This window comes from Atlantibacter subterraneus (genome assembly GCF_007570865.1).
GTDB lineage: Bacteria > Pseudomonadota > Gammaproteobacteria > Enterobacterales > Enterobacteriaceae > Atlantibacter > Atlantibacter subterraneus.
In genome coordinates this window covers 357,615-380,736 of record NZ_VLPS01000003.1, presented here as the reverse complement: position 1 = coordinate 380,736, position 23,122 = coordinate 357,615, and the positions used below count along the sequence as shown (strand labels likewise).

Below are 23,122 nucleotides of genomic sequence, written 5' to 3'. Positions count from 1 at the left end.
GCCGGGAGAGGCTCCCGGCGACGCCGTTATTCAATAAATAGCGATTCCACGACGTTAATCCAGCCGTGATCGCTGGCGATATCTTTGCCGTTCAGCCAGCGGCGCAGAATGTTTAACGCCATCATGGCGCATACTTCCTGGCGCACCTGCACGCTGTGACGGGTGGTGTTGAACTTCACCCGCAGGGCGTGGGTGCCTTCCGGGGTGGATAGCGCAAAGTTAAGGTGATCTTCTTCCAGCCCCGAGACCGCCAGCGCCAGCCCGGCGAAATGGTTAATCCGCCGCTCCGCCGTCCAGTGGGCGGTTTGGGTCAGCGTTTCCTGTTGGGCAGGCACCACTTCGCTGGCCAGCAGCGGCGCAGACTCGCGGGAAAGCTGGAGCGCCAACAGGCCGCCGGTGAACTGCTCGCTCAGGGTCAGGCTCAGTTGCCGCTCGTTAAGGTTGCGGGCAATTTGCGCCGGTAAACCTTCGGTGCCTTCAAAAATCACGCTCTCCCCCGCCACCTTGCGGATTTCCGGCCACAGGGCCTCCATCGCCGCGCGCTGTTCGCCGGGGCCGGTGAGTTTGAGTTCAATAATCGGCATTGAAGAGCGGTAACCGATGACCACATCCGGCGGCAGGCTAAGGCCGTCAAGGCTCTGGGCGAGATCGCTTTCCGAACGGCCAAAGGTGGTTAAGCGCAGGCACACCGGCGCGGACGGCAGTGAAAACTGCTGTTGCAGGCGCGGCAGGATCTCCTGTTGCACCATCTGTTTGAATTCAGAGGGAACGCCCGGCGTGAAAAAGATGCGGCAGCGGTTGAGGGTGATGGCGAATCCGCAGGCGGTGCCCACCGGATTGTCGATCATTTCGCTGCTGGCGGGGATCAGCGCCTGTTTGCGGTTGCTGGGAGCCATCACGCGGCCACGCTCGGAAAAGAAGCGCGCCATATGTTCCAGCCATTCTTCATGCAGTACCAGCTCTTCGCCCAACGCCAGGGCGGCGGCTTCGGCGCTCAGGTCGTCGCTGGTTGGGCCGAGGCCGCCGTTGACGATGAGAATATCGGCATGCTGGCTGCGTTCGCGCAGCACGGCCACTAAATCTTCGAGTTTGTCGCCGACGGTATTGCGGCGGGAGAGCGGAACACCCTGGTTAAAAAAATAATCGGCGAGCCAGGCGGCATTGGTATCAACGATTTGACCGTGCAGCACTTCGTCGCCCGTTGACAGCATTTCTACTTTTAACATTATTTTCTCCGCGAGATGGGAACGCCTTACTATAGCGCAAGCGTGCGGAGAAATTGCAGGAGATAACGCGGCGCAAGGCCGCGTCAGGATTGCTTAGAAGTGCGCGCTAACGCCAACATACGGGCCGTCAGCCACTTTGCTGTCAGCTTCGTTATCTTTACCCGTCATGTTGATGTAACGGTAGCCTGCTTCCACGCTGATGGGACGCATCACCGTGAAACGCGCACCCGCGCTGGCTTCCTGATAATCGTTCACGCCGCTGGAGAGCGAATCCGGCGAATAGTAGTAGTCGCCAAACACGCTGAAGCTGTCGCTGAGTTTCCAGCTCAGACCGCCGCCCACCGCGGCTGCGTACCCTTCATCACCCGCGTTCGGGTTCAGATAAATACCTTTACCCCCTACGGTCGCCATAAACGGCCCCAGCGGCAGATTCAGACCCAGGCCCAGTCCAGCGATATCGCCATGATCGTCGTTATGCGCCCAGTTGCCGCTCAGCGCCAGTCCGCTGGTGTCGGTACCCATGCCCACGGCAAGGTTGGTGTATTTTTCACCTGCCTGACCGCTGATGCTAATCGCACTGGCAGAGAGAGAAACCAACATCAATCCGGCTGCGCCGGCTAACAATAATTTTTTCATTCCATTTCGTCCCACGGAAAACTCCACGCAAATTGCGTAAAACGGCGCATTGTACCGTTATCCCCCGGCTTATCAATGTATCCATCTATTTCATTAATAGGTTATGTGTAATTAATTGAAAATAAACGTCATTTTAAGAGAAACACCCGGACCAATATTTGCAATAGGGGAAGACACATTGTTGTTGATCAAGGCACGTTTTAAAAATTAGCGCCATGTTGATATCGAGTGTCCACATGGAACTAAAGGTTATATTCATACAGGAGATATAAGATGACGAAAAAAGGACTAACCACCGCCGCAGGCGCACCGGTTGCCCATAACAATAACGTAGCAACCGCTGGCCCGCGTGGTCCGATGCTGCTGCAGGATGTCTGGTTCCTTGAGAAATTAGCCCATTTCGACCGTGAAGTGATCCCCGAACGCCGTATGCACGCGAAAGGTTCCGGCGCTTACGGCACTTTCACCGTCACCCATGACATTACCGCTTTCACCCGCGCTAAACTCTTTTCCCAAATTGGTAAAAAAACTGACCTGTTTATTCGTTTCTCCACGGTCGCCGGTGAACGCGGCGCGGCAGACGCCGAACGCGATATCCGTGGGTTCTCCATCAAGTTTTACACCGAAGAGGGCAACTGGGATCTGGTCGGCAACAACACGCCGGTGTTCTATCTGCGCGATCCGCTGAAGTTCCCGGATCTCAACCACGTGGTAAAACGCGATCCGCGCACTAACCTGCGCAACAACACCTACAAATGGGATTTCTTCTCGCTGCAACCGGAATCGCTGCATCAGTTAACCATCGATTTCAGCGATCGCGGCCTGCCGTTCTCCTATCGCACCATGCACGGTTTCGGCAGCCATACCTTCAGCTTTATCAACTACAACAACGAGCGCTTCTGGGTGAAATTCCACCTGAAATCCCAGCAGGGCATCGCTAACCTGATGGATGACGATGCCAAACGTCTGGTCGCGGAAGATCGGGAAAGCTCCCAGCGTGACCTGTTCGAACATATCGAGAAAGGTGATTTCCCGCGCTGGAAGCTGTATGTGCAGGTGATGCCGGAAGCGGAAGCCTCGCAAACGCCGTATAACCCGTTCGACCTGACCAAAGTCTGGCCGCACGGCGATTATCCGCTGATTGAAGTGGGCGAGCTGGAGCTGAACCGCAACCCGGATAACTACTTTGCTGAAGTCGAGCAGGTGGCGATGTCCCCGGCTAACGTGGTGCCCGGCATTGGTTTCTCGCCGGACCGCATGTTGCAGGGCCGTCTGTTCTCTTATGGCGATGCCCACCGCTACCGTTTAGGCGTCAACCATCACCAGATCCCGGTCAACAAGCCGCGCTGCCCGTTCCATAACTATCACCGCGACGGCGCGATGCGCGTGGACGGTAACAGCGGCAACGGCCCGACCTATGAGCCGAACAGCTTTGGCGTGTTCCAGGAGCAGCCCGATTTCAGCGAGCCGCCGTTGACCCTTGAAGGCGCAGCGGACCACTGGAATCAACGCGAAGATACCGACTACTTCAGCCAGCCGCGCAAACTGTTTGAACTGCTGAGCGACGAAGAGCATCAGCGCATGTTCCAGCGTATCGCAGGCGATATGAAAGACGTGCCGGAGTTTATCCAGCAGCGCCAGATCGGCCTGTTTAGCGAAGTTCACCCGGATTACGGCGCAGGCGTCGCTGCCGCGCTGGCCGCCATCAAAGCCGCAAAATAACCGTCAGGCGGGAGTTCAGACTCCCGCTTTTTTCCCCGCCGCGTTACACTCATCCCCTTCTGACTAATAAGGATATGACTATGCGTCAACGGACTATTGTCTGCCCGCTGATCGAAAACCAGGGCGAATATTTACTGTGTAAAATGGCCGATAACCGTGGCGTGTTCCCCGGCCAGTGGGCGCTCTCGGGCGGCGGCATGGAGCCAGGCGAAACCATGGAGCAGGCGCTGCGCCGTGAAATCGCCGAAGAGCTGGGCGAGCAGTTAGTGATTTCCCGCGTGACGCCCTGGACCTTCAGCGACGACATGCGGATGAAAACCTACGCCGACGGCAGCCAGGAAGAGATCTACATGATTTATTTGATTTTTGACTGTGTGGCGGCTAACCGGGATATCGTGCTGAACGAGGAGTTTCAGGACCATGCCTGGGTGAAGCCGGAAGACTTTCCGAATTACGATTTAAACGTGGCGACGCGCGCCACGCTGAGTAAGAAAGGGTTGCTGTGATTTAGCCGCGGTCGCCGTTAACCCACTGCTGCAATGCCCGGCGCGAGATTTTAATCCCGCCGTTTTTAAATTGCGGCGGTAGCGCCAGCCAGCGCACCGGCTGCTGAAAACGCGCCAGCTTGTCGCTAACCCACGCGGCAAGGCTGGTGAGATCCAAATCGGCCTCGCCCTCCACAATCGCCACCGGACGATGGCCAAATTCGCTGTCCGCCAGCGGCACCACAAACGCCTGGCTGATTTGCGGATGGGTAACAATGACCCGCTCCACTTCCTCTGGCTGAATACCCTCGCCCGCACTGAAAAACAGGTTATCGATCCGGCCCAGCACCGTTAACCGCCCGTCGTGAATTTCACCGCGATCCCGGGTGGCGAACCAGCCATCGGGATTCAGCAGTGGGACGAGGGTTCCATTACGCCAGTAGCCACTGGCGAGGCTGGCGGAGCGCAGCCACACTTCGCCGTCGACGATTTTCACTGTGCGTTCCGGCAGCGCCGTGCCGACGTCCGGTTTACCGTCTGCCCGTTTAGCGCACACGGTAGACGCCGCTTCGGTCATCCCGTAGCCGCACCAGCAGGCGATGCCACGTTCGGTAGCTGCATCGGTTAACTCGACGGGGATCGCCGCGCCGCCGAGCAGCACCGCTTTGAGGGTCAGCGGGTGGTTGTCATTCAGTAAACGCCACAGCTGCGTCGGCACCAGCGAGGCGTGCGTGCAGCCGCGCAGCGCTTCAGGCAGCGCAACGCATTCACGCACCGCCAGCTGCGCGCCCGCCAGCAGCCAGCGCCACAAAATCCCCTGCCCGGAGACATGAAACAGCGGCAGCGACAGCAGCCAGCTATCCTGCGGATGGAACGGGATCGCCGCCAGCACGCCCTGCGCCGACGCCAGATGCGCCCGGGCGCTGTGCGCCGCCGCTTTCGGCAACCCGGTAGAGCCGGAGGTCAGCGTCATTGAGACGATCCGGTTGGGCTGCCAGTCGCCTGTTTTTGCGGGCTCACCCGGCGTCAGCGCCAGCGCGGGAAAGCGGTTCAATAGCGCGTCGCAGCCCAGTTCCAGCGCGTAATCGATATTGAGCGCGGGCAGCAGTTCATCAAGCAACGCCGACGGCAGCTGCGGATTGAGCGGCAGAACCCGCGCGCCGCACTGCATCAGCGCCAGCCAGGCCAGCACCATCTGCGGGCTGTTACGCCCGCGCAGCGCTACGCCAGCGCCTTCGCTAACCCCCTGCTGCGCCAGCCCCGCCGCCAGCGCGTCCACCTGCTGGCAAAGCTGCCGCCAGCTAAGGGCCCGATCGTTGAGCGTCAGCGCAGTCGCGCCGCCGCGCTGCTGCGCCCAGTGCTGCCAGGGCCACTGGGTAAAGATCACAACAGCGGCTCCAGCGCATCGGTGGACCAGATCGGCAGCGCGCTGTCCGGCCAGGCGCGCACCAGCTGCGCCTGCATCAGCGACAGGGTATCGAGGCCGGGGATAGTATTGGGCGTCAGCCAGGCGGCGATGCGCGCCAGCTGGGTCAACCCGAGGCTGGATTCAATCGACGAGCTGATTACCGCCGTTAATCCCTGGGCATGGGCCGCCGCGACCTGCTCGCGAACGCGCGCCAGGCTACCGGTAAGCGTAGGCTTGATCACTACCGCGCTCAGCCCTGGCTCCGCCTGCATCACAAAATCCGCTTCGCGCAGGCTTTCATCCCAGGCGATGGCGATACCGGTCTGCGCGGCAAACGCCCGTGACTGCTCGCGGGTTTTGCACGGCTCTTCGAGAAACGCAATGCGCGGACGATAATCGGGATTGACGTATCTGGCGAACTGTTCAGCTTTCAGCGGCGTCCATCCCCGGTTGGCGTCAAGGCGCAACGACAAATCCGGGATCGCTTCCAGCAGCAGATTCACCACCATACCGTCGCGCACCGCTTCATACAGGCCGACCTTGATTTTGGCGACTTTCTCGCCCGGCATGGCGCTGAGCAGCGCGAACAGCTCATCGGGATCGCCGGTACACAGCGGCGCGGCGCGGTAGTCGGCGGCATTCGACAGCGCGCCGCTGAGCTCCGCCTGCGCGCAGCTCAGGCCAAATGCTACCGAGGGCAGATCTGGCAGCGCGGCGTCTGTGCCCTGCCGCCAGCCGTTAAGCCACGCCAGCGCGGCGTCCGTCGCCTCTTCCAGCGATTCAGCGCTGAAGCCGGGTAACGGGGCGATTTCGCCCCATCCCTGCGCCCCGTTCTCTTCCAGGCGCACCAGTAAACCGTCGCGGGTTTTCAGCCGACGGTCGCGAAGCACAACGCCTGCGTCCATCGGTATCTGATACCGCCAGAGTTGTGCCTGTCGCATTACGGGTTCCGTTTGAATTTGCTGAAGTCCGGGTGACGTTTTTCGTTAAACGCGTTACGTCCTTCCTGCCCTTCTTCGGTCATGTAGAACAGCATGGTGGCGTTACCCGCCAGCTCCTGCAAGCCCGCCTGGCCGTCGCAGTCGGCGTTGAGCGCGGCTTTCAGGCAGCGCAGCGCCATCGGGCTGTTTTGCAGCATTTCGCGGCACCAGCGCACGGTCTCTTTTTCCAGATCGGCAATCGGCACTACGGTGTTAACCAGGCCCATATCCAGCGCTTCCTGAGCGTTGTACTGGCGGCACAGGAACCAGATTTCGCGCGCTTTCTTCTGGCCGACGATGCGCGCCATATAGGATGCGCCCCAGCCGCCGTCGAACGAGCCGACTTTCGGGCCGGTCTGGCCGAAGATGGCGTTTTCCGCCGCGATGGTCAGATCGCACATCATATGCAGCACGTGGCCGCCGCCGATGGAGTACCCCGCCACCATCGCCACCACCGGTTTCGGACAGGTGCGGATCTGGCGCTGGAAGTCCAGCACGTTGAGGTGGTGAACGCCGGAGTCGTCCTGGTATCCGCCGTAGTCGCCGCGTACTTTCTGGTCGCCGCCGGAGCAGAACGCTTTATCGCCTTCGCCGGTCAGGATAATCACGCCAACGCTGTCGTCATAGCGGGCATCCGCCAGCGCCTGGATCATCTCCTTCACGGTAATCGGACGGAAAGCGTTACGCACCTGCGGGCGGTTGATGGTGATTTTGGCAATCCCTTCCGGCGACTTGTGATAGCGAATATCGGTGTAGCCTTCAGAGCAGTCCTGCCATTCAATCGGGGCGTTCAGCATCTGTTCATCGAGATGGAGCATGGTGATTCCTTAGTCTGGTTGAGGCAAAAGTGGCGACAGGCTTTGCGCGAAGGCCAGCGGCGCTTCGCGATGGGCGTTATGGCCCGCAGCCGTAATCAGGCGGCAGGGCACGTTAAGCGTTGTGGCGATGCCACGAAACTTGCTGTCCTGCTCGCCGCAAAAATAGATAAAGGGGTGCGGCAACCGGCAGAGCGGCCCGCGTAAATCCGCCTGGCGGCCCAGGGAGGTGGCCTCCAGCATATCGGCCAGCGCCTGCGGATGGTTGCGCCGCCGCAGCGCGACCAGTTCGGCACGCGCCGCAGCGCTGAGGTTGGCAAAAACCGGCTGCTGATACCAGGCATTCAGCACCTGTTCGAGGGGTGCTTCACGAAATTCTCTGGCCCAATGGCTGTCCGAAGCGATGCGCGCCTCGCGCTCCTGCGGGTCGGTCAGCCCTGGATGGCTGCCTTCGACAATCAGCCCCTGCAAGCCAGAGCGCGGTTTGCCGCAGGCGTAGTGCATGGCGATACGCCCACCCAGCGAGTAGCCGATCAGCCAGTATTGCGCGACGGCGTGATGCGCCAGGGTGGCGTCGAGCAGCGCGTTGGTATCCCCGAAACTGGCGACGCGCACCCCGGCGCTGCCGCCGTGGCCCGGCAAATCGATAAACAGCTGCGGGTAATCGCTGAACGCCGCGGCGACCTGCTGCCACTCCTGCTGGCTACCGAGAAAACCGTGCAGCCAGACGAGCCAGGGCAGCGAGGCGGATTTACCGGGACGCGCGGTCGCATTCAGGATCATGCCTGGCTGACCGCCGCCAGCAGGTTTTGCAGGGTGTGCGTCCCGTCAGTCGAGGGCACGTTGATTTCCACCACGGTAGTGTGAGGCCGCTGCCAGCCTTCACTCACAGCGGTTTGCAATTCTTCCCAGGTAGTTGGGTTGCGGTACTCAAGATCAAACATCGCCGCGCCGTGCTTAAACGACACGTTTTGCGGCATACAGTAGAAGCGCTCGCGCTCGCTGACCGGCGTGGGCAGCAGCGAGAAAATTTGCCCGCCGTTGTTGTTCACCACAATCAGCACCAGCGGCGCGGAAACGTGGCGCAACAGCGCCAGGGCGTTTAAATCGTACAGCGCCGAGAGATCGCCAACGATGGCCAGCGTCGGGCGCGCGGTGCCGCGCTGGACCCCGGCGGTGGTAGAAATCAGCCCGTCGATGCCGCTGGCCCCGCGGTTGCTCAGCACCGGATAGCTCTGGGGCATCTGCGCCAGCGCGTCCACCAGACGCACCACCAGGCTGTTGCCGACGAAAAGCTGACCGTGTTCCGGCAACAGCGCCGGGAGCCGATGGGCCAGTTGCGCTTCGCCAAATGACCGGGTGGCGGCGTCCGTCAGTTGCCAGGCGGTTTGCGACAGCGCGGTTAACTCCTCAGCCCAGGGCGCACGGGGTTCGGCGGGATGGCGCTCCAGCCATTCGCTGATGCGCGCCGTTAACCGACGCCCGCGGTGATGGGCCGGATCGAGCCGCCCAATCAGGGAGTCCACCAGCCAGAACTCCTGCGGCTGGCAGCTGGCCTGCCATTGCAGTAAGCGTTTACCGGTCAGGCTACTGCCGAACTGGATAACGATCTGCGCTTGCGCCAGTAACGCCTGAGCGCGGGGATTCGCCAGCCATAAATCGGCGCAGGGCAGCGGCTGCCCGGTTTGCGACAGCACATCGCTAATCAGCGGCCAGCCGAGGGTGTGCGCCCAGGCCGCCAGCTGTTTGCCCTCCTGCGGGGACATCCGTCCGGCAATGATGACGCCTTTTTTACGCCGCCATGCGCCCCAGTCGTGCTGTAGCGCCGCATGGTGATCTTCTGCCGCCAGCAGCCAGGGTTTATCGTCCTGCCACCAGTCGCCCAGCGACTCCTGCCAGGCGAGGCCGGTATCGTCCAGCTCGCCGTACAGCGGTTCAGCAAACGGGCAGTTGATATGCAACGCGCCGCCGCGCTGCTGCCCTAACAGCAAATCAATCGACGATACCAGCCATTTGGCGGGCGTCTCCGGGCTGGGCTTGGGTAAATCCAGCGCCGCGGTGGGATGCGAAGAAAAAATACCCTGCTGGCGGATCGCCTGGTTGGCACCGCAGTCAATCAGCTCCGGCGGGCGGTCGGCGGTGAGCAGGATCAGCTTTTCACCGGTCAACCCGGCCTCAATCACCGCCGGATACAGATTGGCTACCGCCGTGCCGGACGTGACGATCACGGCGACCGGCTCGCCGCTGGCTTTGGCAAGCCCGAGGGCCAGATGCCCTAATCCACGTTCGTCAAAATGGGTATGGTGAGTCAGGTTGCGATTATCCGCCGCCGCCAGCGTCAACGGCGTCGAACGCGAGCCAGGCGCAATGCAAATATGGCGAACGCCGTGGCGGGTTAAGGCTTCGAGGATCACCGTCGCCCAGCGGCGGTTGAAAGTACTAGTCGACATAAGTTGTCCGGTATCAATTTTGCCGCTCCATTATAAAGCGCGCGATATTCACTGTTTTGATATGAGTCGGGATTCCGGCGTTAGCTCACCAGTAAAGTGCGTAAACCCGCCGCTTTATTGGTGATCTCCTGCCACTCTTCATCAGGCTGCGAGCCTGCGACGATACCCGCGCCCGCATAAAGCCGCACCGTCTGCCGGGTAACACGGGCGCAGCGCAGAGCGACGCAAAATTCAGTCTGCTTTAACGAGAGATAGCCAGCGGACCCGGCGTACCACTCGCGGACAAAGGATTCATGGGTCGCGATAAACCGGCGCGCCGGTTCACGCGGCAGGCCCGCCACCGCCGCCGTGGGCTGGAGCTGGTGCAGGCAAAGGCTGTCGTCGGGCTGATGCAGTTCGGTCCAGATGCAGCGGCGCAGATGCTGCACTTTGCGCAGCCTGACAATCTGCGGCGGCAGGACGTCCAGCGAACTGACGGCGTTTTGCAGGCGCTGGCAGATGTCTTCAACCACCAGCATATTTTCCCGCTGGTTTTTATCGTCTTTCATCAGCCAGTCGCCCAGCGCCTGGGCCTTCGCTTCATCGGGATGATTCGCCACGGTGCCCGCCAGCGCTTCGGTACGCAGAGCGCTGTCGATGCGCCGCCACAAGCGCTCCGGGCTGGAGCCTAAAAAGGCATCATCCGGCGCGAACGCCATAAAGTAGTGGTAGCAGTGAAGATTGACGCGGCGGCTGGCCGCCATAAATGCTGCCGCACTTACCGGGGATGAAAATTGCAGATCGCTGGCGCGGGCGGCGACGACTTTCTCAAACTGCCCCGCCGCGATGGCGTCGGTCGCCTGGTTAATCAGCTGGGTCCAGCCCGCACGATCGGGGAAATGGCGTTCGCCGACGCAGTCAAGCGGCGTGGTAGGCAGCGGTTCGCCGGGGGTAAGCGCATCAATAAACGCCAGCGCGGCGCGGGCATCGTCGGCCAGCGAGTGGTCGCTACATACCGTCAGCGCCAGGGTCACGCTGCCGCCGTGTCGTCGCCATTCCAGGCGCGGCAGAAACAGGGCGCTGCGCTCGGTATCGAAGGCATTTAATCCCCAGATACGCAGCGCAGCGTCGGACTGGCTTGCAAGGAACGCCTGGGCGGCATCAAAAGTAGAAAAATGGCGGCTTGCGCCCAGCGCCGCGACCTCTTCATCGCCGTTGCGCTGCTGCCAGTAAAACTGTGGATAAACCGGCTGGCTGGCAAGCCAGGCAAGCGGGTCAGTTTGATTCAGGGAGACCGGTACAGCGAAGCGCCGCACACCGGGGGAGACAGGAAATTCTGCGCGCAATTGTTGCGCGATTTGCTGCAACGCGGTGGAAATGGAATGCACGTGTACCTCGTTTCCCTGAAAAACCCCGCATTATACGTGGTCTGGTGGGTAAACAAAATTACACTAGTTGGGGGATATCGCCTCACCCCTGGTACCAGGGGTGAGGAATCCGCGTTTAGCGGCGAGCCAGCAGGATACCCAGCACCAGACCGGCGGCAGCGCCGATACCGATACCTTTCCACGGCTGCTCATGAACATAGTCATCCGCGCGGTACACCGCTTTTTTAGCGCGGAAATAGTAGTTGTCGGACGCGTTGGACACGCGGGCTTTCACATCGTTTAAGGCCTGTTCAGCACGGGCTTTTAATTCAATGTATTTCTGATCCGCCGGATCGCCCGACGAGCGCAGCACTTCCTCTAACGTATCGCTAAGCAGTGACAAATCATCATCAATCCGGGTATTGAACTGTTCGTTATTCTGAGTCATCGCTTTTCTCCATCAGGATTTAACACACGTCAGCTAAATATAGACAAGGGAAGCGCTTTTTGCCGCTTATTCTCTGGCCATTCCAATATGGGGAATGCCGTCTTCCTCGTAGACCCCGGTAACGGGCGCAAAGCCAAAGCGCTGATAGAACGCCTGCAAGTGCGCCTGTGCGCCAAGGTACAACGCCTTGCCAGGCCAGTGCTGCAGGCACGAAGCGAGGGTTTGGCTCATCAGCTGCTGGCCAAGTTTTTCACCGCGCAGGCTGGCGTCGACAATTACCCGGCCAATCACGACCGGCTCAAAATCGTTATCGCTTTTCAGAATCCTCGCATAAGCCACCAGCCTGCCGTGATGCCAGCCGAGAATATGGCGGTTCTCTCCAACCAGATCGTCACCGTCGATATCCTGATAAGCGCAGGTTTGCTCAACCACAAACACGGCGCAACGCAGCTGCAGTACCGCGTACAGCGTCGGGACATCCAATTCTGAGTGGTGAAGATCGTGCCAGTGAATCATGGAGCGCTCCTTTATGGTGCATAATGGTCGTTCTCATACTAAAGCATTCAGGAGGATAACGCGGGATGGAATTGACATTTTTAGGCACCTCCGCTGGCGTGCCCTGCAAAACCCGCAACGTAACGTCGATGGTGTTTAACCCGATGAATAACCAGCCGCATTACTGGCTGTTCGACTGCGGCGAAGGCACCCAGCATCAGATGCTGCATACGGCGTTTAATCCCGGCAAGCTGAGCAAAATTTTTATCACCCATTTACACGGCGACCATATTTTTGGCCTGCCGGGGCTGTTGTGCAGCCGCTCAATGGCGGGCAATGAAAACCCGCTGACGGTGTATGGCCCGCAGGGCATACGCCAGTTTATCGGGATGGCGTTGCGGCTCAGCGGCTCCTGGACCGGCTTTCCGCTGGAGATTGTGGAAATTAGCGCCGGCGAGGTGTTTTGCGATAGCGAATTTCGCGTCACGGCGTATCCCCTCACCCATCCGGTGGAATGCTACGGCTACCGCATTGAACAGCACGATAAGCCCGGCGCGCTCGATGCCGCACGCCTGAAGGCAGAGGGCGTGATGCCTGGCCCGCATTTTCAGCAGCTCAAGCGTGGAGAAACCGTCACGCTGGACGATGGCCGCGTTATCCACGACAGGGAATATTCTGGCCCGGCGCAAAAAGGCAAAACCCTGGCGATTTTCGGCGATACCGGGCCGACGCCCGCTGCCGTCGCGCTGGCGCAGGGTGTGGATGTGATGGTACATGAAACGACCCTGGAAGCCGCAATGGCGGAGAAAGCCAACAGCCGGGGCCACTCCACCACGGTACAGGCCGCCGAGGTCGCTAAAGCCGCTGGCGTCGGGCGGTTAGTGATTACCCATTTCAGCTCGCGCTATGATGAAGTGGGTTGTGAAGCGCTGCTGCGCGAGTGCCGGGAAATTTTCCCTGATACCCTCGCCGCTGAAGATTTTATGAAGGTGCAGATATAAAAAAACCGCCAGCAAGTGGCGGTTTTGTTCACAACGTTGGCTGTTACATCAACGGTTCGGCTAACTGCACCAGGCTAATCAGCGGCTGCGGCCATACGCCGAGCACCAGCACCAGCAGCGCGGAGATCAGTACCACGATACCGCCTGCGCTGTACTGCCAGTTAGACGGCGCATCGCGGTTCAGCTGCTGCGGCGCGTTCAGATACAGGCTTACCGCTACGCGCAGGTAGTAGTAGAGACCAATCGCCGAACCTACCACCACGGCGGCAACCAGCCACCACAGGCTATCCTGTACGCCGACTGCCAGCACGTAGAACTTACCGATAAAGCCCAGCGTCATCGGGATACCCGCCAGCGACAGCATCATCACCGTCATGACCGCCGACAGGATCGGACGGTGCCAGAACAGGCCACGGTAGGAGTACAGCGAGTCGGCGTCCGGGCCACGGTACGGGCTGGACATCAGGCTCACCACGCCGAACGCGCCGAGGCTGCTGAACAGGTAACCGGCCAGATACACGCCTACGGTTTCCATCGACATCTGTCCGCTTTGCAGCGCAATCAGCGCCACCAGCAGATAGCCCAGATGAGAGATGGAGGAGTAACCCAGCAGACGTTTAATGTTGGTCTGGCTGAGCGCCATCAGGTTACCGAAGATAATCGATACGAACGCGATAATGCCCAGCACCACGCGAATCGCTTCGCTGTCGCCCACCGGCGCGTACAGGAACAGACGCATCACCACGCTGAAAATGGCGATTTTGCTGGCGGTCGCCAGGAAGGTGGAGACCGGCGCAGGCGCGCCCTGATACACATCCGGCGTCCACAGGTGGAACGGCACCAGAGAAAGTTTGAAGCCCAGACCGACGATCATCATACCCAGGCCCGCCAGCAGCAGCGGTTCGTGCAGCATGTTGTCCGCCAGGCTTTTACCGAGGCTAACAAACGACAGGCTGCCGGACTCCGCGTACACCAGCGCCATACCAAACAGCAGGAACGACGAGGCCGCCGCCGACAGAATGGTGTACTTGATGCTCGCTTCCAGCGAACGTTTCTGGCGATACGCGTAGCCAATCAGGCCAAACAGCGGCAGGGAGATCAGCTCGATACCCAGGAACAGCGAGGCCAGGTGGTTGGCGTTAGCCAGCAGAATGCCGCCCAGCGCCGCGATCAACACCAGAAGATAGAACTCTTCTTTGTTGTCGTAATAGCCCTCTAACCACGGGTAGGCGAAGGTACAGGTAGCGAGGCTCGCCAGCAGCACCAGGCCGGTATAGAACATCGCGTAGCCATCAACGCGCATCAGCGGCGTGACGTCCATCGCCCCCGCCTGGCCAACGAACCAGAGGGAGATTAGCGCGGCGTTCAGACCAACCACCGAGATTGTGGCATTCACAAAGTGGTTGCGTCGCCACGCAATGGAGAGCATCACCACCACTACCGTAAAGCCCACGACGAGCAGCGGTAGCAGCGCGATCAGTTGTTGTGGAGTTATTGTCATGGCGAATTACGGCCTTGTAGTAGAAGCAGAATTAACAAACCACTGCTGGATATTGCCCATAGCAGAGTGCGAGGTATCCAGAATCGGCTGCGGATAGAAGCCAAGCAGCACCAACAGCGCTACCAGCAACAGAATAATAAACAGCTCGCGCAGTGACATCCCTGGCAGATCCTGATTGCTCAACTGGCTTTTCGCTTTACCGAAGTAAGCGCGATGCAGCATCGCCAGTGAGTAAACCGACGCAAACACCAGACCGAAGGCAGAAATCACGGTGATCGCTGGCACAACCTGGAAGCTGCCGAACAGGATCATGAATTCACCCACGAAGTTACCGGTGCCTGGCATACCCAGGGTGGCAACCGCGAAGAACATCGACAGCGCAGGCAGCCACTTAATTTTGCTCCACAGGCCGCCCATCATCCGCATATCGCGGGTGTGCAGGCGCTCATACAGCTGACCGCAGAGAATAAACAGACCCGCCGCCGACAGGCCGTGGGCGATCATCTGGATCACCGCGCCCTGGTAAGCGAGCTGGCTGCCAGTATAGATGGCGATCAGCACGAAGCCCATATGGGAAACGGAGGTGTAGGCGATCAGGCGTTTGATGTCGTACTGGGTAAAGGCCATCCACGCGCCGTAGAAAATGCCGATCACGCCCAGCCACATGGCGATAGGCGCGAACTCCGCGGACGCGTTCGGGAACAGCGGCAGCGAGAAGCGCAGCAGACCGTAGGCCGCGGTTTTCAGCAAAATCCCCGCCAGGTCGACAGAACCCGCCGTCGGTGCCTGGGAGTGCGCATCCGGTAACCAGCCGTGCAGCGGCACCACCGGCATTTTCACCGCGAAGGCGATGAAGAAGCCAAGCATCAGCAGCCATTCAACGTTGCGAGACATCGGTGTATTCAACAGTTGCTCGTAGTTGAAGGTCCAGACGTCGGTCGCGTTGTAGTGCACAAACACCAGCGCCAGAATGGCAATCAGCATCACCAGGCCGCTTGCCTGGGTGTAGATAAAGAATTTGGTGGCCGCCGTGATACGCGTTTTCCCGTCAGAGGCTTTGTGCCCCCACAGCGCGATCAGGAAGTACATCGGCACCAGCATCATTTCCCAGAAGAAGAAGAACAGGAACATATCGATGGCAAGGAACACACCGATGACGCCGCCCAGGATCCACATCAGGTTAAGGTGAAAGAAGCCCTGATATTTCTCGATCTCGTTCCAGGAACAGAGCACAGCCAGCACGCCCAGCAGACCGGTCAACACCACCATCAGCAGCGACAGGCCATCAATTGCCAGGTGAATGGTGATCCCGAAGCGGGGGATCCACTGCATCACAAACTCAGACTGCCACTGCGGCAGGCCCGCTGCTTGCGTTAATCCGTAACCCCCCTGCAACCACAGTTGCAAAGAGAGCGCCAGCGTCAATCCCATAGTGATCAGCGCGATCCAGCGCGGCACCTTCACGCCGAAGCGTTCGGTCTGCCAGCACAGAAACCCACCGATAAAGGGAATAAGTATTAGCCAGGGTAGTAACATGGCGATTTACATTCCTTTTTAAGGCCCTCCGAAAGGGCCTGATTTTCAACGAATTCTTTTAAAATTCACTAATCGATCAACGCAACACCATCAGCAGGCCGAGAACCACGACCGCACCGATGCTCATTGACGCCACGTACCAGCGCAGGTAGCCGTTCTCGCTAAACAGCAGGCCTTTACCTGCGAAGCGCGACAGTACTGCCGGGGTGTTCATCAGAGCGTTCAGCGGATCGCGCTTAATCAGCCAGGCGATACCGAGGAACGGTTTTACGAAGATCATATCGTACAGCCAGTCAAAGCCCCAGGCGTTATACCACCAGGTGCCCAGCAGACGGCCCGGCGCGCTGTTGGCGATAGACGTCACCAGTGTGCGTTTGCCCAGCCACAGCCACGCGGCAATCACGATGCCCGCGATAGCGACCACGCCGGAAGCAATTTCCAGGGTCAGCATGCGGCCATGCTCAAGCTCGGTGGTATCCGGCAGTACGCCCTGCAGCGGCGGCACAATCAGCGCGCCGATGAAGGTCGACAAAACCAGCAGTACGATCAGCGGCAGGTGATGGGTAATCCCCTTCCCTGCGTGAGCGTGAATTTGCTCTTTGCCGTGGAACACGATGAAAATCATACGGAAGGTGTACAGCGAGGTCATAAACGCCCCCGCCAGACCGGCGATCATCAGATTGATATGACCGTTAGCCATGGCACCCGCCAGAATTTCGTCCTTACTGAAGAAGCCTGCGGTAATCATTGGCAGTGCCGCCAGCGCCGCGCCGCCTACCAGGAAGCAGACGTAGACCAGCGGAATCGACTTACGCAGACCACCCATTTTGAAGATGTTCTGTTCGTGGTGGCAGGCCAGGATCACCGAACCGGACGACAGGAACAGCAGCGCTTTAAAGAACGCGTGGGTCATCAGGTGGAAAATCGCCGCATCCCACGCCTGTACGCCCAGCGCCAGGAACATGTAGCCAATCTGGCTCATGGTGGAGTATGCAAGTACGCGTTTGATGTCGGTCTGCACCAGCGCCGCGAAACCAGCCAGCACCAGCGTTACCGCACCCACGATACCCACCAGATGCAATACTTCCGGGGTCAGCAGGAACAGGCCATGGGTACGGGCGATAAGATAAACGCCCGCGGTCACCATGGTTGCGGCGTGGATCAGCGCGGAGACCGGCGTCGGGCCAGCCATCGCGTCCGCAAGCCAGGTCTGCAACGGCAGCTGCGCCGATTTACCCACCGCGCCGCCCAGCAGCATCAACGTCGCCCACTGGATCATGGTGTTGCCATCAGCGAAGTGCTGTGGAGCCAGCTCCACCATCTCGCGGAAGTTCAGGGTGCCCAGCTCGTTGTAGAGGATGAACAGCGCGAACGCGAGGAATACGTCACCGACACGGGTTACCACGAAGGCTTTCATCGCCGCCGCGCCGTTTTTCGGATCGGTGTAGTAGAAGCCGATCAGCAGGTAAGAACACAGGCCCACGCCTTCCCAGCCGAGGTACATCAGCAGCAGGTTATCGGCCAGCACCAGAATGACCATGCTGGCGATAAACAGGTTGGTGTAGGCGAAGAAGCGCGAATAGCCCTCTTCACCGCGCATGTACCAGGAAGCGAACATGTGGATCAGGAAACCGACGCCAGTCACCACCGACAGCATGGTGAGCGACAGCCCGTCCAGCACCAGATTGAAGCCGATGTTGAAATCACCGACCGCCATCCAGGTCCAGAGCGGCTGAACGAACGGCTCACGGCCGCTGTTCAGGAAATCGATGCCCGCATACGCCGTGACCAGCGCGGCCAGGCCCACAGAGCCCATGCCGATGGTCGCAGATAAATTCTCAGACCAGCGTCCGCGCGAGAACGCCAGCAGTACATAGCCAATCAATGGCAGAAAAATGGTTAACCAAAGGAGGTTCATCCACGCATCTCACTTACTGAATCGATATTCAGATTCTGGCGACGACGATGGAGCTGTAGCAACAGCGCCAGGCCAATACTGGCTTCTGCGGCAGCCAGGCTGATAGCCAGGATGTACATCACCTGCCCGTCCGTCTGCCCCCAGTAGCTTCCCGCGACGACAAACGCCAGCGCGGCAGCATTAATCATGATTTCCAGTCCAATCAGCATAAACAGCAGATTGCGACGGATCACCAGGCCCGTCAGCCCAAGCACAAACAATATGGCCGCGAGGATCAGCCCGTGTTGTAAGGGGATCATGCGTGCTCCTCCAATTTTCTTTTCGCCCGGTCTTCAGGACGGTTGCTCAGCACTTCGCCGGGACGATCTTCGCGCCCAACGTGGAAGGCAACAACCAGGCCCGCCAGCAGCAGCATAGAGGCCAGTTCCACCGCCAGAACGTAAGGACCAAACAGCGTAATCCCCACTTCTTTGGCAAATACCGGCGTACCGTCGATACCCTGATCGTTGACGCTCATGATGGCGTAAACCAGCACCGCCAGCAGTACGGCGGACAGCAGGCCCGGACCGATCCACACCTGCGGCTTCAGCCACTGGCGCTCCTGTTCGATCTCGGAGCCGCCGAGGTTGAGCATCATCACCACGAACACGAACAGCACCATAATGGCGCCCGCGTAGACGATGATTTCCAGCGCACCGGCGAAGTAAGCGCCCAGTGAAAAGAACACGCCCGAAATCGCCAGCAGCGAAATGATCAGATACAGCAGCGCGTGTACCGGATTGGTGTGCGTGATAACCCGTAAGGTGGCGAGTATTGCCACAAGGGCACATATGTAAAACGCGAATTCCATTGCCACTCTCCTTACGGTAACAGGCTCTTGACGTCGATAGGCTTGGCTTCGTTCTCTGCTTCGCCTTTGTCTTTTCCGTCGATTGCCATACCTGCCATCCGGTAGAAGTTGTACTCCGGGTATTTGCCCGGACCGGAAATCAGCAGATCCTCTTTCTCGTACACCAGATCCTGACGTTTGAACTCGCCCATTTCGAAATCCGGCGTCAGCTGGATTGCGGTGGTCGGGCAGGCTTCTTCACACATGCCGCAGAAAATGCAGCGTGAGAAGTTGATGCGGAAAAATTCCGGATACCAGCGGCCATCCACGGTTTCTGCTTTTTGCAGCGAGATACAGCCTACCGGACAAGCTACCGCACACAGGTTACAGGCAACGCAGCGCTCGGAACCGTCCGGGTCGCGCGTCAGCACGATGCGGCCACGGTAGCGCGGCGGCAGATAAACCGGCTCTTCCGGATACATGCGGGTTTCGCGTTTGGCAAAGGCATGCAAGCCAATCATCCAGATACTACGCACCTGGGTGCCGAAACCCACCACTATGTCTTTCAATGTCATGGTTTTTTCACCCCTTATTGCGCCTGCCACAAAATGACAGCCGCCGTTGCCAACAAGTTGATCAGCGTCAACGGCAGGCACACTTTCCAGCCGAAGGACATTACCTGGTCATAACGCGGACGCGGTAATGAGGCGCGAATCAAAATAAACATCATCATGAAGAACGCGGTTTTCAGCGCGAACCAGATGAAAGGAGGCAACCATGGGCCATGCCAGCCACCGAAGAACAGCGTTACCATCAGCGCCGACACGGTAACAATACCGATGTACTCGCCCACAAAGAACAGACCGAATTTCATACCGGAATATTCGATGTGGTAACCATCTGCCAGTTCCTGCTCGGCTTCCGGTTGGTCAAACGGGTGACGGTGACACACCGCCACGCCGGCAATCGCAAAGGTCACAAAACCAAAGAACTGCGGGATGACGTTCCAGATGTCCGCCTGGTTGTTGACGATGTCGGTCATGTTAAATGAACCGGCCTGCGCCACCACGCCCATCAGGGAGAGGCCTAAAAACACTTCGTAGCTCAGGGTCTGCGCAGATGCGCGCATCGCCCCCAGCAGGGAGTATTTGTTATTGCTCGACCAGCCGGCGAACAGCACCGCGTACACCGCGAGGCCTGCCATCATCAGGAAGAAGAGGATACCAATGTTGAGATCGGCCACCACCCAGCTCGGGCTGACCGGCACAATTGCAAAGGCCAGCAGCAGCGAGGTAAAAGCGATCATCGGTGCCAGGGTAAAGATGACGCGGTCGGTAAAGCGCGGGACCCAGTCTTCTTTAAAGAACATCTTGATCATGTCCGCAACCAGCTGGAGCGAACCGCCCCAGCCAACGCGGTTCGGTCCGTAGCGGTTCTGGAACAGGCCCAGAAGGCGGCGTTCGCCGAAGCTCATGAACGCCCCGCAAGTTACCACTACCAGCAGAATGACAACCGCTTTGAGGATGGTCAGCAGAATCTCAATAACATCCGGTGTTAACCAACTCATTGTTGAGCCTCCTGCAGATCATCAAGACGCGCACCGGCCAGCACTGGCGCGATACCCGGCATGCCCATAGGTAAGCCGACCTGCCCTGCCGTCAGCCCTTCGGAAATCACCAGCGGTAAGGTCACGGTCTGCCCGTCGTAATTGAAGGAGACCTTCGCGCCCGCATTAACGCCAAGCTTCGCGGCATCCGCCGGGTTGAGCTTGATATACGGCTGCGGCATACGGCTCTGGAAAACCGGCGAACGCTGGGACATTTCATCGCTACCGAACAGGTGATAGTACGGCGCGATACGCCATTCACCGTCCTGCGCAGTGAAGCCTGCCGGTACGTCGCTGAAGTAATCCAGACCGGTTTCCGATGCTTCGATCAGACGCACGCCCGGATCGCCGTGGCGCAGTTTACCCCCCACTTCGTCCTGGAATTTGTTCCAGGCCTGCGGGGAGTTCCAGCCCGGAGCCCAGGCGAACGGCACCTGAGAACGCGGCGCGTCCGGATGGTTGTTCCCTTCCATGGAGAAGGCGAACATGGTGTCTTTGTCCTGCGGCTGGCGCGGTTCGTGCACGCTGATGTTGGCGCGCATCGCGGTACGGCCACTGTAGCGGTGCGGTTCGCGAGCCAGTTTCTGCCCGCGAATGCGGAAAGAGGCATCCGGCGCGGCGTTTTTAATGCCCGCGAGCTGCGGCAGCTGTTCCACCACCGCGTCGATGACATGGTCAAGCTGCGTCCAGTCCACTTCACGGCTCTTCACGGTGCTGTGCAGGGAGTGCAGCCAGCGCCAGCTTTCCAGCATGGTGATGCTGCTGTCGTAGTAAGACGGCTCATACACCTGGAAGAAGCGCTGTGCGCGGCCTTCGTTGTTGATAACCGTGCCGTCGCTTTCGGCGAAGCTCGCGGTGGACAGCACCAGATGGGCTTTGTCCATGATCGCGGTGCGCTGGTGGTCGATAACCATCACCAGCGGCGCTTTGCTGAGCGCTGCGTCAACGCGCGCGGCAGAAGCGTGGCGGTGCAGATCGTTTTCCAGCACCACAACCGCATCGGCGGCGCCGGTTTCCAGCTCGGTCAGCGCGTCATCAAGCGAACCGCCGCCGATCATGCCGAGGCCGACGCTGTTTACCGCACGGGCGATCATGGTGATGCCGACATCCGCGCCACGGCCTTTCAGGGCTTTCGCCACGTTAGCCGCTGCGTGGATCACGTCAGCGCTGCCGGCGTTGGTGCCGGAGATGATCAACGGTTTTTTCGCACCGGCCAGCGCCTGGACGATCACGTCGATCTTGTTTTGCAAATCGCGATCGATGCCGTCAACCGCCGGGGCGCTGTTATCCAGACCGTGGGCGATGGCGAAACCTAAACGCGCCTGGTCTTCAACCGGCGCGCGATAGGTCCACGCGGCGATATCGTCCAGACGGGTGTTATCGACGTTAGTCACGAACAGCGGGTGTTTAGCGCGCTGGCCGATGTTGAGGATCGCCGCAATCTGCCAGTCGGCCACTTTCTGGGCCGCCGCCATTTCGCGCGCTTTACCTTTCACCGCCTGACGCACCGCCAGGGCAGCGCGTGCGCCGGTCTGGGTCAGGTCTTCGCCGAGGATCAATACCGCGTCGTAAGATTCAATTTCACGCAGCGCCGGGGTATGGACGCCGCTGTTACGCAGTACGTCCAGCATCAGCTGCAGGCGCTGTTGTTCGCCCGCCGCAATGCCGGTATAGAAGTTTTCCGCTCCCACCAGTTCGCGCAGGGCGAAGTTGCTCTCCACGCTGGCGCGCGGGGAACCGATACCGATCACTTTCTTCGACTGGCGCAGAATATCCGCCGCCCCTTGCATCGCCTGCTCGGCGTTGAGGGTGATCCAGTCATCGCCACGGCGTTGAACCGGCTGACGCGGACGGTCTTTCAGGTTGACGTAGCCATAGCCGAAACGGCCACGGTCGCACAGGAAGTAGTGGTTCACGGTGCCGTTGTAGCGGTTTTCGATGCGGCGCAGTTCGCCATAGCGTTCGCCCGGGCTGGTGTTGCAACCCAGCGAGCACTGCTGGCAGATGCTCGGCGCGAACTGCATATCCCATTTACGGTTATAGCGTTCGGAGTGGGTTTTATCGGTGAATACGCCGGTCGGACAGATTTCTACCAGGTTACCGGAGAACTCGCTTTCCAGCGTGCCGTCTTCCGGGCGACCAAAGTAGACGTTGTCGTGCGCGCCATACACGCCCAGATCTTCGCCGTCAGCGTAGTCTTTGTAGTAACGCACGCAGCGGTAGCAGGCGATACAGCGGTTCATCTCGTGGGAGATAAACGGACCGAGATCCTGATTGCGGTGGGTACGTTTGGTAAAACGATAGCGGCGGAAGCTATGACCGGTCATCACCGTCATATCCTGAAGATGGCAGTTACCGCCCTCTTCACAGACCGGACAGTCGTGCGGGTGGTTAGTCATTAACCATTCCACAACGCTTTCGCGGAACTGCTTCGCTTCTTCGTCATCGATAGAAATAAAAGTGCCATCGGTTGCCGGTGTCATACAGGACATCACCAGGCGACCGCGGGTATCTTCCGCGTTCTGATATTGCTTCACCGCACACTGGCGGCAAGCTCCAACGCTCCCCAGCGCTGGATGCCAGCAAAAATAAGGAATATCAAGACCCATAGAGAGACAAGCTTCTAACAGGTTGTCCGCTCCATTGACCTCGTATTCTTTGCCGTCTACATGAATCGTAGCCATAGTCAGCATGCTTCCAGTTATCTCAGCTTAAAGCCG

General features: G+C 59.3%; 21 protein-coding genes. 3 read left to right on the top strand and 18 right to left on the bottom strand.

From position 1 onward, the window contains the following. Positions 1–26: 26 nt before the first annotated feature. Positions 27–1,226: a nicotinamide mononucleotide deamidase-related protein YfaY gene (locus FND52_RS07580; RefSeq protein WP_125291563.1), complete on the bottom strand. Its 1,200-nt coding sequence runs from the start codon at positions 1,224–1,226 to the stop codon at positions 27–29. A 93-nt stretch (positions 1,227–1,319) separates the two neighbouring features. Next, positions 1,320–1,862, bottom strand: a complete 543-nt coding sequence (locus FND52_RS07575; RefSeq protein WP_125291562.1) for a YfaZ family outer membrane protein — start codon at positions 1,860–1,862, stop codon at positions 1,320–1,322. Positions 1,863–2,135: 273 nt separating this feature from the next. On the opposite strand from FND52_RS07575, the gene katA reads away from it, so the two are divergent. Next, the gene (katA, locus tag FND52_RS07570) at positions 2,136–3,584 is read left to right on the top strand and encodes a catalase KatA (RefSeq protein ID WP_144130294.1); all 1,449 of its coding nucleotides are present in this window, start codon (positions 2,136–2,138) and stop codon (positions 3,582–3,584) included. A gap of 80 nt (positions 3,585–3,664) precedes the next feature. Further along, positions 3,665–4,090, top strand: coding sequence for a nucleoside triphosphatase NudI (nudI, locus tag FND52_RS07565; protein ID WP_144130292.1), 426 nt, complete (start codon positions 3,665–3,667; stop codon positions 4,088–4,090). 1 nt (position 4,091) lies between these two features. On the opposite strand, the gene menE is transcribed toward nudI, so the two are convergent. The 8 genes from menE to FND52_RS07525 form a co-directional block, all read right to left on the bottom strand. Further along, positions 4,092–5,456 carry an o-succinylbenzoate--CoA ligase gene (gene menE / locus FND52_RS07560; RefSeq protein WP_144130289.1) on the bottom strand — a complete coding sequence of 455 codons (1,365 nt, stop codon included), beginning with the start codon at positions 5,454–5,456 and terminating at the stop codon, positions 4,092–4,094. Next, a complete protein-coding gene (menC, locus tag FND52_RS07555; RefSeq protein WP_144130287.1) occupies positions 5,453–6,418 on the bottom strand; it encodes an o-succinylbenzoate synthase in 966 nt (321 codons plus the stop codon). The genes menE and menC overlap by 4 nt, the downstream gene beginning before the upstream one ends. Beyond that, the gene (gene menB, locus FND52_RS07550) at positions 6,418–7,275 is read right to left on the bottom strand and encodes a 1,4-dihydroxy-2-naphthoyl-CoA synthase (RefSeq protein WP_144130285.1); all 858 of its coding nucleotides are present in this window, start codon (positions 7,273–7,275) and stop codon (positions 6,418–6,420) included. Before menB ends, menC begins: the two co-directional genes overlap by 1 nt. Positions 7,276–7,284: 9 nt before the next feature. Then, the gene (menH, locus tag FND52_RS07545; RefSeq protein WP_144130283.1) at positions 7,285–8,055 is read right to left on the bottom strand and encodes a 2-succinyl-6-hydroxy-2,4-cyclohexadiene-1-carboxylate synthase; all 771 of its coding nucleotides are present in this window, start codon (positions 8,053–8,055) and stop codon (positions 7,285–7,287) included. Then, a complete protein-coding gene (gene menD, locus FND52_RS07540) occupies positions 8,052–9,722 on the bottom strand; it encodes a 2-succinyl-5-enolpyruvyl-6-hydroxy-3-cyclohexene-1-carboxylic-acid synthase (protein WP_144130281.1) in 1,671 nt (556 codons plus the stop codon). Before menD ends, menH begins: the two co-directional genes overlap by 4 nt. Positions 9,723–9,802: 80 nt before the next feature. Further along, positions 9,803–11,089, bottom strand: a complete 1,287-nt coding sequence (menF, locus tag FND52_RS07535; protein WP_144130279.1) for an isochorismate synthase MenF — start codon at positions 11,087–11,089, stop codon at positions 9,803–9,805. Positions 11,090–11,204: 115 nt separating this feature from the next. After that, positions 11,205–11,516: a stress response protein ElaB gene (gene elaB / locus FND52_RS07530; RefSeq protein ID WP_125291553.1), complete on the bottom strand. Its 312-nt coding sequence runs from the start codon at positions 11,514–11,516 to the stop codon at positions 11,205–11,207. A gap of 66 nt (positions 11,517–11,582) precedes the next feature. Continuing rightward, positions 11,583–12,032 carry a GNAT family N-acetyltransferase gene (locus FND52_RS07525; protein WP_144130277.1) on the bottom strand — a complete coding sequence of 150 codons (450 nt, stop codon included), beginning with the start codon at positions 12,030–12,032 and terminating at the stop codon, positions 11,583–11,585. A 65-nt stretch (positions 12,033–12,097) separates the two neighbouring features. Here FND52_RS07525 and rnz point away from each other — a divergent pair, with 65 nt between their 5' ends. Continuing rightward, positions 12,098–13,012 (top strand): ribonuclease Z, encoded by a 915-nt coding sequence (gene rnz / locus FND52_RS07520; protein WP_144130276.1) that lies wholly within the window; start codon positions 12,098–12,100, stop codon positions 13,010–13,012. Positions 13,013–13,055: 43 nt separating this feature from the next. On the opposite strand, the gene nuoN is transcribed toward rnz, so the two are convergent. The 8 genes from nuoN to nuoG all read right to left on the bottom strand — a co-directional run bounded on the left by nuoN (position 13,056) and on the right by nuoG (position 23,086). Beyond that, entirely contained in the window at positions 13,056–14,513 is a 1,458-nt protein-coding gene (gene nuoN, locus FND52_RS07515) for an NADH-quinone oxidoreductase subunit NuoN (RefSeq protein WP_144130274.1), read from the bottom strand. A gap of 6 nt (positions 14,514–14,519) precedes the next feature. Then, entirely contained in the window at positions 14,520–16,049 is a 1,530-nt protein-coding gene (nuoM, locus tag FND52_RS07510) for an NADH-quinone oxidoreductase subunit M (protein ID WP_144130272.1), read from the bottom strand. 76 nt (positions 16,050–16,125) lie between these two features. Further along, the gene (gene nuoL / locus FND52_RS07505; RefSeq protein WP_125291547.1) at positions 16,126–17,967 is read right to left on the bottom strand and encodes an NADH-quinone oxidoreductase subunit L; all 1,842 of its coding nucleotides are present in this window, start codon (positions 17,965–17,967) and stop codon (positions 16,126–16,128) included. Beyond that, positions 17,964–18,266 (bottom strand): NADH-quinone oxidoreductase subunit NuoK, encoded by a 303-nt coding sequence (nuoK, locus tag FND52_RS07500; RefSeq protein ID WP_002463445.1) that lies wholly within the window; start codon positions 18,264–18,266, stop codon positions 17,964–17,966. The genes nuoL and nuoK overlap by 4 nt, the downstream gene beginning before the upstream one ends. Then, positions 18,263–18,817, bottom strand: coding sequence for an NADH-quinone oxidoreductase subunit J (gene nuoJ / locus FND52_RS07495; RefSeq protein ID WP_144130270.1), 555 nt, complete (start codon positions 18,815–18,817; stop codon positions 18,263–18,265). The genes nuoK and nuoJ overlap by 4 nt, the downstream gene beginning before the upstream one ends. An 11-nt stretch (positions 18,818–18,828) precedes the next feature. Beyond that, positions 18,829–19,371, bottom strand: a complete 543-nt coding sequence (gene nuoI, locus FND52_RS07490) for an NADH-quinone oxidoreductase subunit NuoI (RefSeq protein WP_125291545.1) — start codon at positions 19,369–19,371, stop codon at positions 18,829–18,831. A gap of 14 nt (positions 19,372–19,385) precedes the next feature. Next, the gene (gene nuoH / locus FND52_RS07485) at positions 19,386–20,363 is read right to left on the bottom strand and encodes an NADH-quinone oxidoreductase subunit NuoH (RefSeq protein WP_125291544.1); all 978 of its coding nucleotides are present in this window, start codon (positions 20,361–20,363) and stop codon (positions 19,386–19,388) included. Further along, positions 20,360–23,086 carry an NADH-quinone oxidoreductase subunit NuoG gene (gene nuoG, locus FND52_RS07480; protein ID WP_144130268.1) on the bottom strand — a complete coding sequence of 909 codons (2,727 nt, stop codon included), beginning with the start codon at positions 23,084–23,086 and terminating at the stop codon, positions 20,360–20,362. The genes nuoH and nuoG overlap by 4 nt, the downstream gene beginning before the upstream one ends. Positions 23,087–23,122: the final 36 nt, after the last annotated feature.

Bases quoted from the DNA above. Each gene is read 5' to 3' on its own strand.
- nuoH (WP_125291544.1), bottom strand. From the start codon at position 20,363: ATGAGTTGGTTAACACCGGATGTTATTGAGATTCTGCTGACCATCCTC.
- nuoK (WP_002463445.1), bottom strand. From the start codon at position 18,266: ATGATCCCCTTACAACACGGGCTGATCCTCGCGGCCATATTGTTTGTG.
- menB (WP_144130285.1), bottom strand. From the start codon at position 7,275: ATGCTCCATCTCGATGAACAGATGCTGAACGCCCCGATTGAATGGCAG.
- nuoM (WP_144130272.1), bottom strand. From the start codon at position 16,049: ATGTTACTACCCTGGCTAATACTTATTCCCTTTATCGGTGGGTTTCTG.
- elaB (WP_125291553.1), bottom strand. From the start codon at position 11,516: ATGACTCAGAATAACGAACAGTTCAATACCCGGATTGATGATGATTTG.
- FND52_RS07580 (WP_125291563.1), bottom strand. From the start codon at position 1,226: ATGTTAAAAGTAGAAATGCTGTCAACGGGCGACGAAGTGCTGCACGGT.
- menH (WP_144130283.1), bottom strand. From the start codon at position 8,055: ATGATCCTGAATGCGACCGCGCGTCCCGGTAAATCCGCCTCGCTGCCC.
- nudI (WP_144130292.1), top strand. From the start codon at position 3,665: ATGCGTCAACGGACTATTGTCTGCCCGCTGATCGAAAACCAGGGCGAA.
- nuoN (WP_144130274.1), bottom strand. From the start codon at position 14,513: ATGACAATAACTCCACAACAACTGATCGCGCTGCTACCGCTGCTCGTC.
- nuoG (WP_144130268.1), bottom strand. From the start codon at position 23,086: ATGGCTACGATTCATGTAGACGGCAAAGAATACGAGGTCAATGGAGCG.
- FND52_RS07575 (WP_125291562.1), bottom strand. From the start codon at position 1,862: ATGAAAAAATTATTGTTAGCCGGCGCAGCCGGATTGATGTTGGTTTCT.
- FND52_RS07525 (WP_144130277.1), bottom strand. From the start codon at position 12,032: ATGATTCACTGGCACGATCTTCACCACTCAGAATTGGATGTCCCGACG.
- menC (WP_144130287.1), bottom strand. From the start codon at position 6,418: ATGCGACAGGCACAACTCTGGCGGTATCAGATACCGATGGACGCAGGC.
- nuoJ (WP_144130270.1), bottom strand. From the start codon at position 18,817: ATGGAATTCGCGTTTTACATATGTGCCCTTGTGGCAATACTCGCCACC.
- rnz (WP_144130276.1), top strand. From the start codon at position 12,098: ATGGAATTGACATTTTTAGGCACCTCCGCTGGCGTGCCCTGCAAAACC.
- katA (WP_144130294.1), top strand. From the start codon at position 2,136: ATGACGAAAAAAGGACTAACCACCGCCGCAGGCGCACCGGTTGCCCAT.
- nuoI (WP_125291545.1), bottom strand. From the start codon at position 19,371: ATGACATTGAAAGACATAGTGGTGGGTTTCGGCACCCAGGTGCGTAGT.
- nuoL (WP_125291547.1), bottom strand. From the start codon at position 17,967: ATGAACCTCCTTTGGTTAACCATTTTTCTGCCATTGATTGGCTATGTA.
- menD (WP_144130281.1), bottom strand. From the start codon at position 9,722: ATGTCGACTAGTACTTTCAACCGCCGCTGGGCGACGGTGATCCTCGAA.